A 14658-nucleotide genomic window follows, 5' to 3' on the forward strand; every position below is an offset into this window, starting at 1 on the left:
TCCGGTCGCGCCTGAAAAGCGCGATCAAGCCGCTCCCCCCAGCCAGCCCCGATGAAGAGGCGACGTGAGACAACATCACGGCGCTTCTGCTCCCCTGCTATTCAAGGAGGACATTAGACCGAGAGAGAGATGCAATGAGCTTTTTGACCCTTTCCGGAATTTCCCGCCACTATGGCAAGTTCGCGGCCGTGGACAATTTCAACCTGACGATTGAAAAGGGCGAGTTCATTTCGCTTCTCGGTCCCTCCGGTTGCGGCAAGACCACGACCTTGCAGATGATCGCCGGGCTGGTAACGCCGACTGCAGGTTCCATTACGCTCGATGGGCGCGAGATCACGCGCCTTGCCCCGGCCAAGCGCGAACTTGGCGTTGTCTTCCAGAGCTATGCACTCTTCCCGCACATGACGGTCACGCAGAATGTGAGTTTCGGTCTCGAGATGCGCAACGTATCGAAGGTGGAGCGCGAAAAGCGCGTTCGCGACGTGCTGGAACTGGTGCATCTCAGCGCACTTGCCGATCGTTACCCGCGTGAAATGTCCGGCGGCCAGCGTCAGCGTGTGGCCATTGCCCGCGCGCTGGTCATCAATCCTCCGGTCCTGCTGCTTGATGAGCCGCTTTCCAATCTCGATGCGCAACTGCGTGAAGAAATGCAGTTCGAGCTGCGCCGCATCCAGCGTACTGTCGGCATTACCACCATCATGGTTACGCACGATCAGGCCGAAGCGCTTTCGATCAGCGACCGCATAGTGGTTATGGAAAAGGGCGTCATCACGCAGGTCGATGCGCCATACAAGCTCTATGAGCACCCGCATAACCACTTTATTTCCAACTTCGTCGGCAAGTCGAACTTCCTGAAAGCGCGCGCCGAGGGCGATATGATTGCGCTGGCGGAAACTGCAATCCGCTTTCCCGCAAATGGCAAACAGGTTTCCGGAGAATTGTCCGTCTTCATCCGTCCTGAAAAGCTGCAGCTCGTTGCAGCAGGCGAGGGGCATATCGCCGGTGAAGTGACCACGCGCTATTTCATGGGTGCGCAGTGGCTGCTTGGCGTGGCAACGCCTGCGGGCCAGCTTTCGGTGGCGCTGCCTAATCTCGGCAACCCGCCGCCCTCGGAAGGCACATCGGTTGGCCTTAGCTGGAACCATGAGGATTGCCGCATCCTTACCGCAGGGGTGAACTGAACATGTCGGGCGTCACCTCAGAGGATACATCCGCCGCGCCCAAAGGGCAGCGCGATCTGACCCCGCTCTTTCTGGTCGGGCCGTCGACGCTTTTGTTCTTCGCGCTGGTGCTGCTGCCGCTCGGCCTTACCGTGCTGCTTTCATTCAATAGCTACAGCTATGACAAGGGCATTGAGAACGTCTACTCGCTTGCCAATTATGTGCAGGTTCTGAAAGACCCCTATTACCTTTCGATCTTCTGGCGCACGCTCAAGCTGGCGTTGATCACAACCGTCATCACGGTGCTGGTCGGTGTGCCCGAGGCCTATATTCTGTCCAATATGCGCAAGCCATGGCGCTCGATCTTCCTTTTGGTCATCATCGGCCCGCTTCTGGTTTCGGTCGTGGTCCGCACATTTGGCTGGAGCATGTTGCTGGGCCGCAACGGCCTCGTGAACAGCGCCCTCGACATGGTGGGTCTGCCGACGGCGCAGATCCTCTACAGCGAAACGGCCATCGTCATCGGTCTGGTGCATATCATGCTGCCATTCATGGTGATCCCGGTCTGGACCGTGCTGCAGAAGCTCGATCCGTCGGTGGAAGCCGCAGCGCTGACGCTCGGCGCATCGCGCCTGACAGCACTTCGCCGTGTGGTGTTTCCGCAGGCAGTCCTTGGAATCTTGTCGGGCAGCCTCATCGTGTTTGCGCTTTCGGCCAGCTCCTTCGCTATTCCGGGTCTTCTCGGCGGACGTCGTCTCAAGATGGCGGCGACTGTCGTCTATGATGAGTTCCTGATCGAGCTGAACTGGCCGTTGGGTGCTGCGATCGCCATCATCGTTCTGGTCGCCAATCTCGTCATTATGATTGCCTATAATCGTCTGCTCGAAGGGCAGGCCAAGAAGAAGCTGGGATAGAGCCATGGTTAAGAACGGTCCTTTCGCCCTTTTCTTCCACACGCTGATCGTCATCTTCATGCTGGCGCCGATGGTTGTGGTGTGCCTGGTTGCCTTCACACCGGAAAACACATTGACCATGCCGTGGAGCGGCCCGAATGCGGGCTTGTCGCTGCGCTGGTTCCTGGCCGTGTTCGAGCATAACGATTTCATGACCTCGTTCTATAATAGTGTGCAGCTCGCGTTCTTCTCGGCAACGATTTCGACGCTTCTGGCCGTGCCGTCTGGTCTGGCGATTGCGCAGTGTAACTTCCGCGGTCGCGATGCGCTGAACGCGCTTTTCCTGTCGCCACTCATCATTCCGCATCTGGTTCTGGGCGTTGCATTCCTGCGCCTGTTTTCGCTGATGGGTTTCACCGGCTCCTTCGTCTGGCTGGTCGCGGCACATTCGATTGTCGTCACGCCTTATGCGTTGCGCCTCATCCTCGCTTCGCTTGGCAGCATGGATCGCAATGCGGAAAATGCAGCGCGCACACTCGGCGCGGGTGAGTGGACCGTGTTCCGTCGCATCACCTTGCCATTGCTTTTGCCGGGCCTGTCGGGCGGCTGGCTGCTCGCCTTCATCAATTCGTTCGATGAACTCACGATGTCGATCTTCGTCACTTCTCCGTCCACGGTCACGCTGCCGGTCCGCATGTATATGTATGCCAGCGAATCCATCGACCCGATGATGGCGGCGGTTTCGGCGCTCATGATCCTCGTTGCCACCGTGACCATGATTATCATCGATCGCATGTTCGGCCTCGACCGGCTTCTGGTGGGCAAGGGTTGAGCAGGCAGATTATGACGATCCCGGTTTCCCCTTCGGCGGCTCAGTTCCGCAGACGGTATCGGCTGACCGAACAGCCGATCAGCTTCTCGCTTGACGGCGTTTCCTTCGAGGGACGTCGTGGCGATACCGTGCTGACAGCCATTCTCTCCGTGCAGGGAAAGCTGCGTTATACCGAATTTACTGGAGAACCGCGTGCGGGCTTCTGCCTGATCGGCGCGTGTCAGGATTGTCATGTCATGACGGCTGAAGGCCACAAGCTTCGTGCCTGCACCACGCTTCTGGAAGACGGCATGGCCTTTGTGACGGAGCCTGCACTATGAATGCGGTCCTCCATCCGGTTATTGTCGGCGCTGGTCCTGCGGGCATTCGTGCAGCCGAAACGTTGGTCAAGGCAGGTCTCAGGCCCATCGTTCTCGATGAAGGATTTCGGTCTGGCGGCCAGATCTACCGTCGCCCGCCGCTCGATGACGGGCGCAGCTATTTTAGCCGTTATGGGTCGGAAGCGCATAAGGCCGAAGCGCTACACAAGACCTTCGACACATTGCGCGGTGCAATTGATTACCGCCCAGAAACGCTGGTCTGGAATATCACCCGGAATGATGGCGATCATCTCGATCTCCTGACCAGGGGCGTCCATAGCCAGCTGCCCTACAGCTATCTCATTCTGGCGACGGGAGCTACGGACCGGGTTCTACCGTTCAAAGGCTGGACCAAGCCCGGCGTCTATACGCTTGGCGCGTCGCAGACGGCACTCAAGGCGCAAGGCTGCACGGTCGGTGAACGCGTGGTGTTCATGGGTTCGGGGCCGCTGCTTTATCTGGTCGCCTGTCAGTATCATAATGCTGGTGCGAAGGTTGCGGCCGTCCTGGACACGGCGCCATTCGCTTCAAAACTCCATCTGGCACATCTGGCGCTTTATGCACCGCGCATTGTCGCTCTTGGCGCTTATTACGGCCTGCGGTTGAAGCTTGGCGGCGTGCCGATCCATTATAATGTGCGCCCAGATGAAGTTCTGGGCGAAGGTCATGTCGAAGGCGTTCGCTATCGCACAGGCAAGCGTGTTCGCGAGGTTGAATGCGATGCGCTGGCCTATGGCTTTGCGCTGCGCCCCGAGACCCAGCTTGCTGATCTCGTCGGTTGCGAATTCCGCTTTGAAGAACGCGATCGTGCGTGGCTTCCTGCTGCCGACACGCTTGGCCGCTCAAGCCGCGAAGGCGTCTATGTCGCGGGTGACGGCGCGGGCATTGCCGGTGCGGATGCCGCCGAAATTCGTGGGCATCTGGCCGCGATTGCTTTGTTGCGCGATAGGAGCTTGCCCTTTGACGAAGGCACGGAACGTGGTCTTCTCGCAAAGCTCGATCATATATATCGCGAACGCCTGATCGTCGAAAAAGCCTTCCCGTTCCCGCACGACTGGTTTGACACGATTGCAGGCGATGTCACACTTTGCCGTTGCGAAGAAATCGCGGTGCGTGAAGCGAAGGCAGTCATCAGCCAAGGCGATACGCGTGAGATCAACCGGCTAAAGGCGCTTACCCGTGTGGGGATGGGGCGCTGTCAGGGGCGCATGTGTACCGCTGCGACTGCCGAACTTCTGGCTTCGATGCAGGACAAGACGCCCGCTGAAGTCGGGCGCATCCGCGCGCAGGCACCGGTCAAACCGATCCCGCTTGGCTTTGGTGCGCCGGCCAGGGGAGGCGCTTCGTCATGACAAAGTATCTTCAGGCCGATGCGGTGATTATTGGTGGCGGGATTGTTGGCGGTTCGGCGACTCTTTTCATGCGGCAGGCCGGGTTGTCGGTCATCCTGCTCGACAAGGGCTTTTGCGGCGCGCAGGCAAGCGGCATCAATTATGGCGGCGTGCGCAGACAGGGGCGCGCGCCAGAACAGCTGCCGCTCGCACAGCGTTCGCACGCATTGTGGGCGCGTCTGCCGGAACTTATTGGCATCGATGGCGAATATATTCGCAGCGGACATTTGAAGCTTGCGCGCACGGAAGCGCATTTCGCAAGCCTAGAAGCTTATGCCGCCACGGTGCAGCCGCTTGGGCTCGATGTAGAGCTGATCGGCGGCAATGCGGTGCGGGAACGTTTCCCATGGCTTCCGGGCAACGTCGCGGGCGCTTCGCTCTGTGCGGAAGATGGCCACGCCAATCCGCGTCTGGTCGCGCCTGCCTTTGCCCGCGCTGCACTGGCGGCGGGGGCCACGGTGCTGGAAAACACGCCGGTCATCGAAGCGCGTGAAACCGGTGATGGATTTGCCATTCTGGCGGGCTCTTACCCCACGGGTGACACGATCGAAATCCGCTCGCGTCTTCTGTTCAATTGCGCCGGTGCATGGTCGGATCAGTTTGCAGCGTCTTTCGGCGAGCCGGTGCCGCTCCAGCGCATCTATCCGTCGATGGTCGTTACCGAGCCAATGCCGTTTCGCCTGCTGATGAGCCTTGGCGAAGAAGGCGGCGGCTTCTACGGTCGTCAGGTAACGCGCGGCAATTATGTGATGGGCGGCGGGCGCGGTACACCGCTTGAAAACCCGGATTTTTCGCGGCCTTCGGTCAATGCGGCGTCATCGGTGATGCTGCGTGCCATCGAACTTTTCCCGCATCTGAAAAATGCCCAGGTTATCCGTTTCTGGTCTGGCACTGAATCGGAACTGCCGGACGATAATCCGGTGATCGGGCCAAGCAGCCAGGTCAAGAACCTCTTTCACGCCTTCGGATTTTGCGGCGCCGGTTTCCAGACCGGCCCGGCTGTGGGCGCTGTTCTTTGCGATCTCGCCGTCAAAGGCGAGACGGAAACGCCGATCGATGCATTCCGTATCGACCGGTTCAATAAAAACTCAAACCACAAAGGGGAGTAGCATGAAAACTCAATCCGTTACCAAGGCCATCACCAAGTCCGCCCTGTTGGCGCTCGGCCTGTCGGTCGCCTTTGCCTCCGCCGCATCGGCTGAAACCAAGACGCTCTATATCGGCATGAATGGCGGCAATATGGAGAAGGCCTATACCGAGCACGTTCTGCCGGAATTTGAAAAGGCCAACAACGTCAAGGTCGTTGTCGTGCCGGGCAACTCGGCGGATATTCTCGCCAAAGCAACCGCGCAGAAGGATAATCCGCAGATGCATGTCATGCTGCTCGACGATGGCGTCATGGTGCGCGCAATCAGTTCCGGCCTGTGCCAGAAGATTTCTGATGATCCGGTTCTGGCTGATATTCAGCCTGCCGCGCGTCTCAAGAACGACATGGCCATCGGCATCGATATGGGCATGACCGGCATTGCCTATAACAAGAAGCTTTTCGACGAAAAGGGCTGGGCAGCACCGACCTCGTGGATGGACTTTGCCGACGAAAAATATGCGAACGCCGTGGTGTTCCAGTCGGCTTCCGCTTCGACTTTCGGCCTCCACGCCTTCTTGATGTTCAACCGAATTCAGGGCGGTGATGAAAAGAACCTCGAACCGGGCTTCGAAAAATTCCCGGACACAATCGGCAAGAACGTCCTGGAATACATTCCGTCATCGGCTAAGATCTCGGAAATGGTGCAGACCGGCGAGGCAGCGATCTTCCCGCTGACGCCGACGGGCGTCAATAACCTGAAAGCCAAGGGCATACCGGTTGAATATGCACAGCCGAAGGAAGGCTCTGTCGTCCTCGCCGTGACCGAATGTGTGCTCGCAGGCAACAACGAACCCGAACTGAGCCAGAAGCTTGCTCACTATCTGCTTTCGGCAGATGCGCAGAGCAAGGCGCTCGACCATGGCAACCTCATTCCGTCGAACCAGAAGGCAAAGGCCGGTACGCCTGATGCGCAAGCCAAGCTCGACGCTTTCAACGGCTACATGAAAACAGCCAATACGCTCGACTGGGATGCCGTCAATGAAGGTCGCCAGCAGCTCAACAGCCGCTGGAACCGCACTATCGAAAAGTAAGATCAATATATGATCTGAAAAAGCCCGCCCCGGGAAACCGGGGCGGGCTTTTTGCTGGAAAGCCGTTTACGCATCGTCCGCTGATATTGTAGCTTGCCCGCAAATCATCCGGGCAAATCGATGGATCGGGACAAGCGTGAAAAAAGCGGCAGTATTCGCATTCCTTGGAATTCTGGTGGCGGCACCTGCACTTGCAGAGGACAACTGGAAAGCCGTCGAGGAAATCAAAACCTACGCCATCGCCGGGAAAACCGGTCCCCAACTTTATGAATCCATCGGCGAGCGTGGCCCGAAGATCGGCGGCGGCAAAACCCGCGTCATCGCCCATACCAGCTATGTGCTGACCTGGGACCGGAAGTTCGACCGCTCCAACAATGCCTGTACGATCCTGTCGGCCACACCGAAGCTGAAGATCACCTATATGCTGCCGAAGCCCTCGCAGAAACTTGCCTCGCCCGTGAAGGAGCATTGGGAGACTTTCTCCGAAGGCATCCGCAAGCATGAGCTTGTGCACGGCGACCATGCCAAGGACATGACGCGCGAGATCGTGCGCCGGACCGTTGGCTTGTCGGTTCCAAACGACCCGAAATGCCAGAAGATCCGCAAGGTGCTCATCAAGGAAATCACCGATATGGTGGACGTGCAGCGCGCTCAGGGCCGCGCCTTCGACAAGGTTGAGATGGGCAATGGCGGCAATGTCCACCAGCTTATTCTGGCGTTGGTGAACGGCGGCTGATTTTTCTTCAACAGCCTGCGCTCTGCACAGAAATCTGCTGTTTTGAACGAGATGGAACATTCCTGATATTGATGAAATGAAAGCCTTTCATGCGCCTGTTTGAACAGAAGCGATTGACTTCCTAACTAGTTAGTACATTTTAGAGGAATGGCGCAGCCGACCGATGCGATTCTGTTCTGAAGCGGGATGGGCTGAGGAGGAGTGGACTGCAGGTCACGATGAGGCACATGCCGGAGACCGAAATGGTTTTCTGACAGGGCTTTCGTTGCGATGGTCGGTCAGGGACTGTGGGGAAAGCGATATTTCGCCTCGGGGATGCATGGGACCTCCTGCCGGTGATGTCGCGTCGCTTTCACCGAAACCCGAAAAGGGGCAGCAGTCTGCAAGCGTTGTGCCGGGAGGAGGAACATGAAAGCTTTAGTCGATTTCTATTTTACCGCAGCGCGGTTTGCCATTGCCTGCCTTCTTGGCTGCATGGTCGTGCTCGTGTTCGGCAATGTGGTGCTGCGCTATGCCTTCAATCAGGGCATTACGGTTTCGGAAGAACTGTCGCGCATCTTCTTCATCTGGCTCACCTTTCTCGGCGCGGTGGTCGCTATGCGCGACCATGCGCATCTGGGCGTGGATTCGCTGGTGCGCCGCCTGTCGCCTACGGGCGCGCGCATTGCGCTGGTCGCCGGCCATATCATGATGTTCGGCGCGACATGGCTGGTTCTTTCGGGAAGCTGGACGCAGACGCTTATCAATATTCCGACTCTGGCTCCGGCGACGAGTATGTCGATGGGCTGGTTTTACGGCGCAGGACTAGCCTTTGCCGTCCCCGCACTCCTGATCATTGCATGGAACGGTTTCGGCATCGCAACCGGGCGGATTGATGTCGCCAGGACGCATTTTGTGATGGATAGCGAGGAGCATGTCACGCCCGTTTCGACCGATGAAGATCGCAAATAGGGCGCGCCGACCATGACCTTGCTCATCTTTCTCGCTGCCCTACTGGTTCCGATGGCGCTCGGCGTCCCCGTTGCCTTTGCGCTCATCATCAGCGGTGCGGCGCTGATGATGTATATGGATTTGTTCGACGCCCAGATCGTGGCGCAGAACGTGTTGAACGGCGCTGACAGTTTTCCGCTCATGGCCGTTCCGTTCTTTCTGCTTGCCGGGGAAATCATGAATGCGGGCGGCCTTTCGCGTCGCATCGTCAATCTGGCGCTGGTCATGGTGGGGCATGTGCGTGGCGGTCTCGGTTTCGTCGCGATCTTTGCGGCTTGTGTGATCGCAAGCCTTTCGGGTTCGGCGGTTGCCGATGCGGCAGCGCTCGGCGCATTGCTGTTCCCGATGATGCGCAATGCCGGACACGAGCCGGGTCGTGCTGCCGGGCTGATCGCCTCGGCATCGATCATTGCCCCGATCATCCCGCCTTCCATCGGTTTCATCCTGTTCGGTGTGGTCGGCGGCGTTTCGATCACCAAGCTGTTTCTGGCGGGGATTTTCCCCGGCTTGATGATTGCCGTCGCGCTGTGCGTGACATGGTTCATCCTTGCGCGTCGCGAACAGTTCGAATTGCCGAAGAAGGCCGAACCCGGCGCACGGATGCGTGCCTTCCTCGACAGTATATGGGCCTTGATGCTGCCGGTCATCATTATTGTCGGTCTTCGCTTTGGCGTATTCACGCCGACGGAAGCGGGCGTGGTTGCCGCTGTCTATTCGCTGTTTGTCGCTACCGTGATTTATCGGGAATTGCCGCTTTCAAGGCTCTATCCGGCCATGGTGGACGCAGCGAAGACGACCGCCGTGGTGATGTTCCTCGTTGCCAGCGCCAGTGTTTCGGCCTGGATGATTACGGTTGCCGATGTGCCGGGTGAACTGGCCGAACTGGTGCGTCCTTTGATGGACAACCAGACGCTTCTGCTGCTTGCCATCATGCTTTTGGTCGTTCTCGTCGGCATGGCCATGGACATGACCCCGACAATCCTGATCCTGACGCCGGTGTTGATGCCGATCATCAAGGAAGCTGGCATCGATCCGGTCTATTTCGGCGTGCTGTTCATCATCAACAATTCCATTGGCCTCATCACCCCGCCTGTCGGCACGGTGCTGAATGTGGTGTGCGGCGTCGCGCGCCTGCCGTTCGAAAAAGTGATGACGGGTGTTCTGCCGTTCCTGATTGCGCAGCTGGTAGTGCTTTTCCTGATGGTGCTGTTCCCGCAACTGGTGACGGTCCCGATGAACTGGTTTCATTAAATCAGAGCATGTCTCCCGAAAGTGGAAACCGGTTTCGGAATAAAGACATGCGTAAAGACAAAAACAGAATTTTTGAGTGGGAGGAAGACATGAAGAAACTATTGAAGACAATGGCATTGGGAATGGTTCTGCCGCTGGCCCTGATGACGACCACCGCCATGGCTGAAATCCGTTCGCAGACGATCAAGTTTGCCGCCGCCAACAGCAAGGGCCATCCGCAGGTCACGGGCATGGAGAAATTTGCCGAGCTGGTGAAGGAAAAAAGCGGCGGGCAGATCAATGTGAAACTGTTTCCAGGCGGTGTTCTGGGCAGCGATCCGCAGACGCTTTCCGGCTTGCAGGGCGGCGTCGTGGAAATGACGGTGATGAATGCGGGCATCCTGTCCAGCACCGTCAAGGCATTCGAAGCAGTTGATTTGCCATTCCTGTTCAACAGCGGCGAGGAAGCCGACAAGGTCATGGATGGCCCCTTCGGCACCAATCTGATGAAACGCCTGCCCGATACGGGGCTGATCGGGCTTGCCTATTGGGAACTCGGTTTCCGCAACCTGACCAATAATCGCCATCCGGTTGCGAAACTGGAGGATATTACCGGGCTGAAGATCCGCACCCTGCAATCGCCGGTTCCCGTTGCCCTGTTCAATGCGCTCGGTGCCAATGCGGTGCCGCTGCCCTATACCGAGCTTTATACAGCGCTTGAAACCGGCACGGTCGACGGGCAGGAAAATCCGAACGCCAACATCATCAATGCCAAATTCTATGAAGTGCAGAAATATCTGACGCTGACCCGCCACCAGTATAATCCGCAGATCGTCATGATCAGCAAGAAGTTCTGGGACCGCCTCAACGATGAGGAAAAGGCGGTGATCGAACAGGCAGCAGTCGAGGCGCGCGATTATCAGCGCAAGGTTTCGCGTGAGCAGGATGCGACCGCGCTGGACGAGATCAAGAAGACCGGTATGCAGGTTACGGAGCTTACGCCGGAAGAAACCACGCGCCTTCGCGATGCGGTAAAGCCGATCATCGAAAAGTTTACGGCCGAAATCGGTGCGGAGACAGTCGATGAGCTCTTCGCCGAATTGAAGAAGGTACGCGGCGGTAATTAAGAGATAGTACGGCTGTATATCCTGCGGACAATGAGCAAATGGTTCCGGGCGGGTTTGCCCGGAACTGAGCAGAAAACTCCGGCCCGGCCGGAGACAGGAGCGTGACATGAAGACTTCGATAGCAACCGTCTCCATCAGCGGCGATCTCCAGCAGAAACTGGGGGCCATCGCCAAAGCCGGTTTCGACGGGGTGGAGATTTTCGAGAACGATTTTCTCACCTTTGACGAAAGCCCGCGTCAGGTGGGCCAGATGGCGCGCGATCTTGGTCTGGAGATCACGCTTTTCCAGCCTTTCCGTGATTTTGAAGGCATGCCGGAGCCGTTGCGCAGCCGCACGTTCGATCGGGCGGAACGCAAGTTCGACCTGATGCAGGAGCTGGGCACTGATCTCGTTCTGGTCTGTTCCAACGTGTCGCCAGCCGCCATTGGCGGTATCGACCGCGCCGCGGATGATTTTCGTGAGCTTGGCGAAAGGGCGGCGCAGCGCAATCTGCGCGTCGGTTATGAGGCGCTCGCCTGGGGGCGCCATATCAGTGACCACCGCGATGCATGGGAAATTGTGCGCCGCGTCGATCATCCCAATGTCGGTCTTATCCTCGACAGTTTTCATACTCTGGCGCGCAAGATCGACGTGAATTCGATCCGCTCCATTCCAAAGGACAAGCTTTTCATCATCCAGATGGCCGATGCGCCGCTGATCGACATGGATCTGCTTTACTGGAGCCGCCATTATCGCAACATGCCGGGCGAGGGCGACTTGCCAGTACTGGATTTCATGCGTGCGGTAGCTGCGACCGGTTATGACGGCTATTTCTCGCTTGAAATCTTCAACGACCAGTTCCGTGGCGGATCGCCGGCCACCATCGCCGCCGACGGACGCCGTTCGCTGATCTATCTTGGCGATCAGGTTCGCCGGGTCGAGCCGGACAACAAGCTGACAGTTGCCGCCATGCCGCCCCGCGCAAAGGTGCATCGTGTGGGCTTTGTCGAGTTCGCCACCCATGCCGATGATGCCGAACGGCTGGTTTCCGCTGTCGGCGCGCTGGGCTTCAAGCTCGCTGGCAAGCATCGCACGAAGGACGTTGCGCTTTACCGGCAGGGCGACATCAACCTCGTCATCAATACGGATACGCGCGGCTTCGCCAGCTCGGCCTATGCCGTCCATGGCACCGCTGCCTACGCCATGGGGCTCGTTGTGAACGATGCGGCTGAAGCCCATGCCCGCGCGCTTGACATGGGTGCGGAAAGTTTTGAGCAACCCCTCGATCCGGGCGAAATCGGTATGCCTGCCATCCGTGGCGTTGGCGGCGGGCTGGTCTATTTCCTCGATGAGAAGACCGATCTCGGCCGTATCTTCGATATCGAGTTCGAGCCGGTTGCAGGCAATGATGCCAGGACCAGTGTCGGCCTCACCCATATCGATCACGTTGCCCAGACGATGAAGTTCGATGAACTTCTGACATGGCTGCTCTTTTATACCTCGCTCACGGAATCGCGGAAATCGCCCATGGTCGATATTGTCGATCCGGGCGGCGTCGTGCGTAGTCAGGTGGTGGAAAACGACGAGGGAACGCTGCGCATCACGCTCAATGGCGCGGAAAACCGTCGCACATTGGCTGGTCGCTTCATTGCTGAAACCTTTGGGTCGGGCATTCAGCATTTGGCTTTTGCGACGGATGATATCTTTGCGACGGCTGCGGCTCTGCGCGACAACGGTTTCCACACGCTGGAAATCTCGCCGAATTATTATGACGATCTGGAAGCGCGACTAGGTCTCGACCCGGAATTCACGGACCGGCTCAAGGCCGCGAACGTCCTTTATGATCGCGACGAGAGCGGGGAATATTTCCAGCTCTATAGCCCAACCGACGATCAGGGCTTCTTTTTCGAAGTCGTGCAGAGGCGAGGCTACAAGGGATATGGGGCAGCCAATGCAATCTTCCGCATTGCGGCGCTGCGGCGATACATGCGCCCGGCGGGAATGCCGAAAAGTGCTGCGGCACTCTGAACGCTGAAGGGGGAGGACTATGGCAAAGGCACTCGCCAAGGTGCAGCCGCGCAAGAATGATCCTGACGCAACGCGCGAGAATATTCTCGATGTCGCGGCGCGGGAGTTCGAGGCATCGGGTTTCTCCGGCGCGCGCGTGGATGAAATCGCGGCGCAGACCCGCACGTCCAAGCGCATGATCTACTATTATTTCGGCAGCAAGGATGGGCTTTATCTCGCCGTGCTGGAACGGGCCTATGGCAAGATACGCACGCTTGAAAGCTCACTGTCGCTTGACGATCAGGACCCGGAATCCGCCATGCGCAGTCTGGTGGAAAGCACTTTCGACCATGACGACGCCAATCCGGATTTCGTGCGGCTCGTCGCGGTGGAAAATATTCACCGCGCCGAACATATGGAGCGCTCCGATGTTCTGTCGCGCCAGAATGTAACCATTCTGGAAACGATCGAGAAAATCCTTGAGCGCGGGCGTGAGCAGGGCATCTTTCAACGGCGCATTTCCGCGCTCGACCTTCACATGCTGATCAGTGCGCAATGTTTCTTCCGTGTGTCCAACAGACATACGTTCGGCGCGATTTTCGGCACCGACCTGATGGCGTCCGACGTGAAGGCACGGCATCGCCGCCTGATCAGCGATACGATCATCGCCCTTCTGAAAAGCCCGGAATAACGAGGACAGGCGTGTCGTCCGATCCTGCGGAGATGAGAATTGATAAGTGAAGTGACCAAACGTCGTGTGCATGTGGGTCTGATCGGCGCAAATATTCAACGTTCGCTTTCGCCGGCAATGCATATGCGCGAAGGCGAAGCCATCGGTCTCGCCTATCGCTACGATATTATCGACATTGCTGAAAACGAACGTTCGGCAAGTGATCTGCCCGTTCTTGTCGAGGAGGCGGAGGCTGCGGGATTTGCCGGGCTCAACGTCACGCATCCCTGCAAGCAGGCCGCCGTGGCGCTGGTCGATGAGCTTTCGCTGCACGCCCGCGCCCTGCAATCGATCAACACGGTGGTGTTCTCCAATGGCAGGCGCATCGGTCACAATACCGACTGGTGGGGCTATGCGGAAGGGTTTCGCCGCGGCCTGCCGGATGCGTCGTTGGAGCGTGTCGTGTTGCTCGGTGCGGGCGGAGCAGGCGTCGCCGTTGCCTATGCGCTGGCCGAAATGGGCGCACGGGAGGTCCACATCTTCGACCTCGATGCGGCGAAGGTTGATGCGGTAATCGACAAGCTTGTTTCAGTGCAGCCGCAATGCAGTTTCGTTGCCGGGGCCGGTCTGGAGCAGACACTGGCACAGTCCTCGGGTCTGGTCCACGCAACCCCGACGGGCATGGATGCGCATCCGGGCCTGCCGCTCGCGCCTCAACTGGTACAGCCGCACCTCTGGGTTTCGGATATTGTCTATTTTCCTCTCCAGACTGCCCTTGTCCAGCTTGCCAAGGAGCGCGGATGCCACGTGCTCGACGGTGGCGGTATGGCTGTGTTTCAGGCGGTTGGCGCATTCGAACTGTTCAGCGGCATCAAGGCTGACCCGGACCGGATGCTGGCCCATTTCGCGCAGTTGCAGGCGCGAAGTTAGCCTGTTCCGAGTTTGTCAGTTCAAAAGGCGCGTCGGTTTCCGGCGCGCTTTTTTCTATTCAGAAGGTTTCTGGAATTGATAACGCATCGGCTGTCTTTGAACCTTCTTAGCCCCCAGAAACGATGTTCGGCTGATTTCAGTAGATTTGTGCATCAAAACTGGCGACATTTTTGAC

Annotated in this window: 14 protein-coding genes; all 14 read left to right on the top strand. The window is 58.1% G+C overall.

Going from position 1 to position 14658, the window contains the following annotated elements; genetic code table 11:
- The first annotated feature begins 134 nt into the window (after positions 1–134).
- The 14 genes from AAE521_RS07775 (at position 135) to AAE521_RS07840 (ending at position 14483) form a co-directional block, all read left to right on the top strand.
- Positions 135–1181, top strand: a complete 1047-nt coding sequence (locus AAE521_RS07775; RefSeq protein WP_071630753.1) for an ABC transporter ATP-binding protein — start codon at positions 135–137, stop codon at positions 1179–1181.
- 2 nt (positions 1182–1183) lie between these two features.
- Complete coding sequence (locus tag AAE521_RS07780; RefSeq protein ID WP_342060975.1) at positions 1184–2074, top strand: ABC transporter permease; 891 nt, start codon at positions 1184–1186, stop codon at positions 2072–2074.
- 4 nt (positions 2075–2078) lie between these two features.
- Complete coding sequence (locus tag AAE521_RS07785; protein WP_342060976.1) at positions 2079–2885, top strand: ABC transporter permease; 807 nt, start codon at positions 2079–2081, stop codon at positions 2883–2885.
- An 11-nt stretch (positions 2886–2896) separates the two neighbouring features.
- On the top strand, positions 2897–3205 hold the full coding sequence (locus AAE521_RS07790; protein WP_342061112.1) for a (2Fe-2S)-binding protein: 309 nt from the start codon (positions 2897–2899) through the stop codon (positions 3203–3205).
- Complete coding sequence (locus AAE521_RS07795; RefSeq protein ID WP_342060977.1) at positions 3202–4596, top strand: FAD/NAD(P)-dependent oxidoreductase; 1395 nt, start codon at positions 3202–3204, stop codon at positions 4594–4596. Before AAE521_RS07790 ends, AAE521_RS07795 begins: the two co-directional genes overlap by 4 nt.
- The gene (locus tag AAE521_RS07800) at positions 4593–5744 is read left to right on the top strand and encodes an NAD(P)/FAD-dependent oxidoreductase (RefSeq protein WP_342060978.1); all 1152 of its coding nucleotides are present in this window, start codon (positions 4593–4595) and stop codon (positions 5742–5744) included. The genes AAE521_RS07795 and AAE521_RS07800 overlap by 4 nt, the downstream gene beginning before the upstream one ends.
- 1 nt (position 5745) lies before the next feature.
- A complete protein-coding gene (locus AAE521_RS07805) occupies positions 5746–6813 on the top strand; it encodes an ABC transporter substrate-binding protein (protein ID WP_342060979.1) in 1068 nt (355 codons plus the stop codon).
- Positions 6814–6949: 136 nt separating this feature from the next.
- Positions 6950–7549 (top strand): DUF922 domain-containing Zn-dependent protease, encoded by a 600-nt coding sequence (locus AAE521_RS07810; RefSeq protein ID WP_342060980.1) that lies wholly within the window; start codon positions 6950–6952, stop codon positions 7547–7549.
- A 408-nt stretch (positions 7550–7957) separates the two neighbouring features.
- Entirely contained in the window at positions 7958–8500 is a 543-nt protein-coding gene (locus AAE521_RS07815; RefSeq protein WP_342060981.1) for a TRAP transporter small permease, read from the top strand.
- A gap of 12 nt (positions 8501–8512) precedes the next feature.
- Positions 8513–9790 (top strand): TRAP transporter large permease subunit, encoded by a 1278-nt coding sequence (locus AAE521_RS07820; protein ID WP_125301091.1) that lies wholly within the window; start codon positions 8513–8515, stop codon positions 9788–9790.
- 89 nt (positions 9791–9879) lie between these two features.
- Positions 9880–10896 (top strand): TRAP transporter substrate-binding protein, encoded by a 1017-nt coding sequence (locus AAE521_RS07825; protein ID WP_342060982.1) that lies wholly within the window; start codon positions 9880–9882, stop codon positions 10894–10896.
- A 106-nt stretch (positions 10897–11002) separates the two neighbouring features.
- Complete coding sequence (locus AAE521_RS07830; protein ID WP_342060983.1) at positions 11003–12904, top strand: bifunctional sugar phosphate isomerase/epimerase/4-hydroxyphenylpyruvate dioxygenase family protein; 1902 nt, start codon at positions 11003–11005, stop codon at positions 12902–12904.
- A 19-nt stretch (positions 12905–12923) separates the two neighbouring features.
- A complete protein-coding gene (locus AAE521_RS07835) occupies positions 12924–13574 on the top strand; it encodes a TetR/AcrR family transcriptional regulator (RefSeq protein ID WP_342060984.1) in 651 nt (216 codons plus the stop codon).
- Between the two features lie 39 nt (positions 13575–13613).
- The gene (locus tag AAE521_RS07840) at positions 13614–14483 is read left to right on the top strand and encodes a shikimate dehydrogenase (RefSeq protein ID WP_342060985.1); all 870 of its coding nucleotides are present in this window, start codon (positions 13614–13616) and stop codon (positions 14481–14483) included.
- The last annotated feature ends 175 nt before the right edge of the window (positions 14484–14658 follow it).

The sequence above is a fragment of the Brucella cytisi genome (genome assembly GCF_038433355.1).
GTDB classification, from domain to species: Bacteria; Pseudomonadota; Alphaproteobacteria; order Rhizobiales; family Rhizobiaceae; genus Brucella; species Brucella cytisi.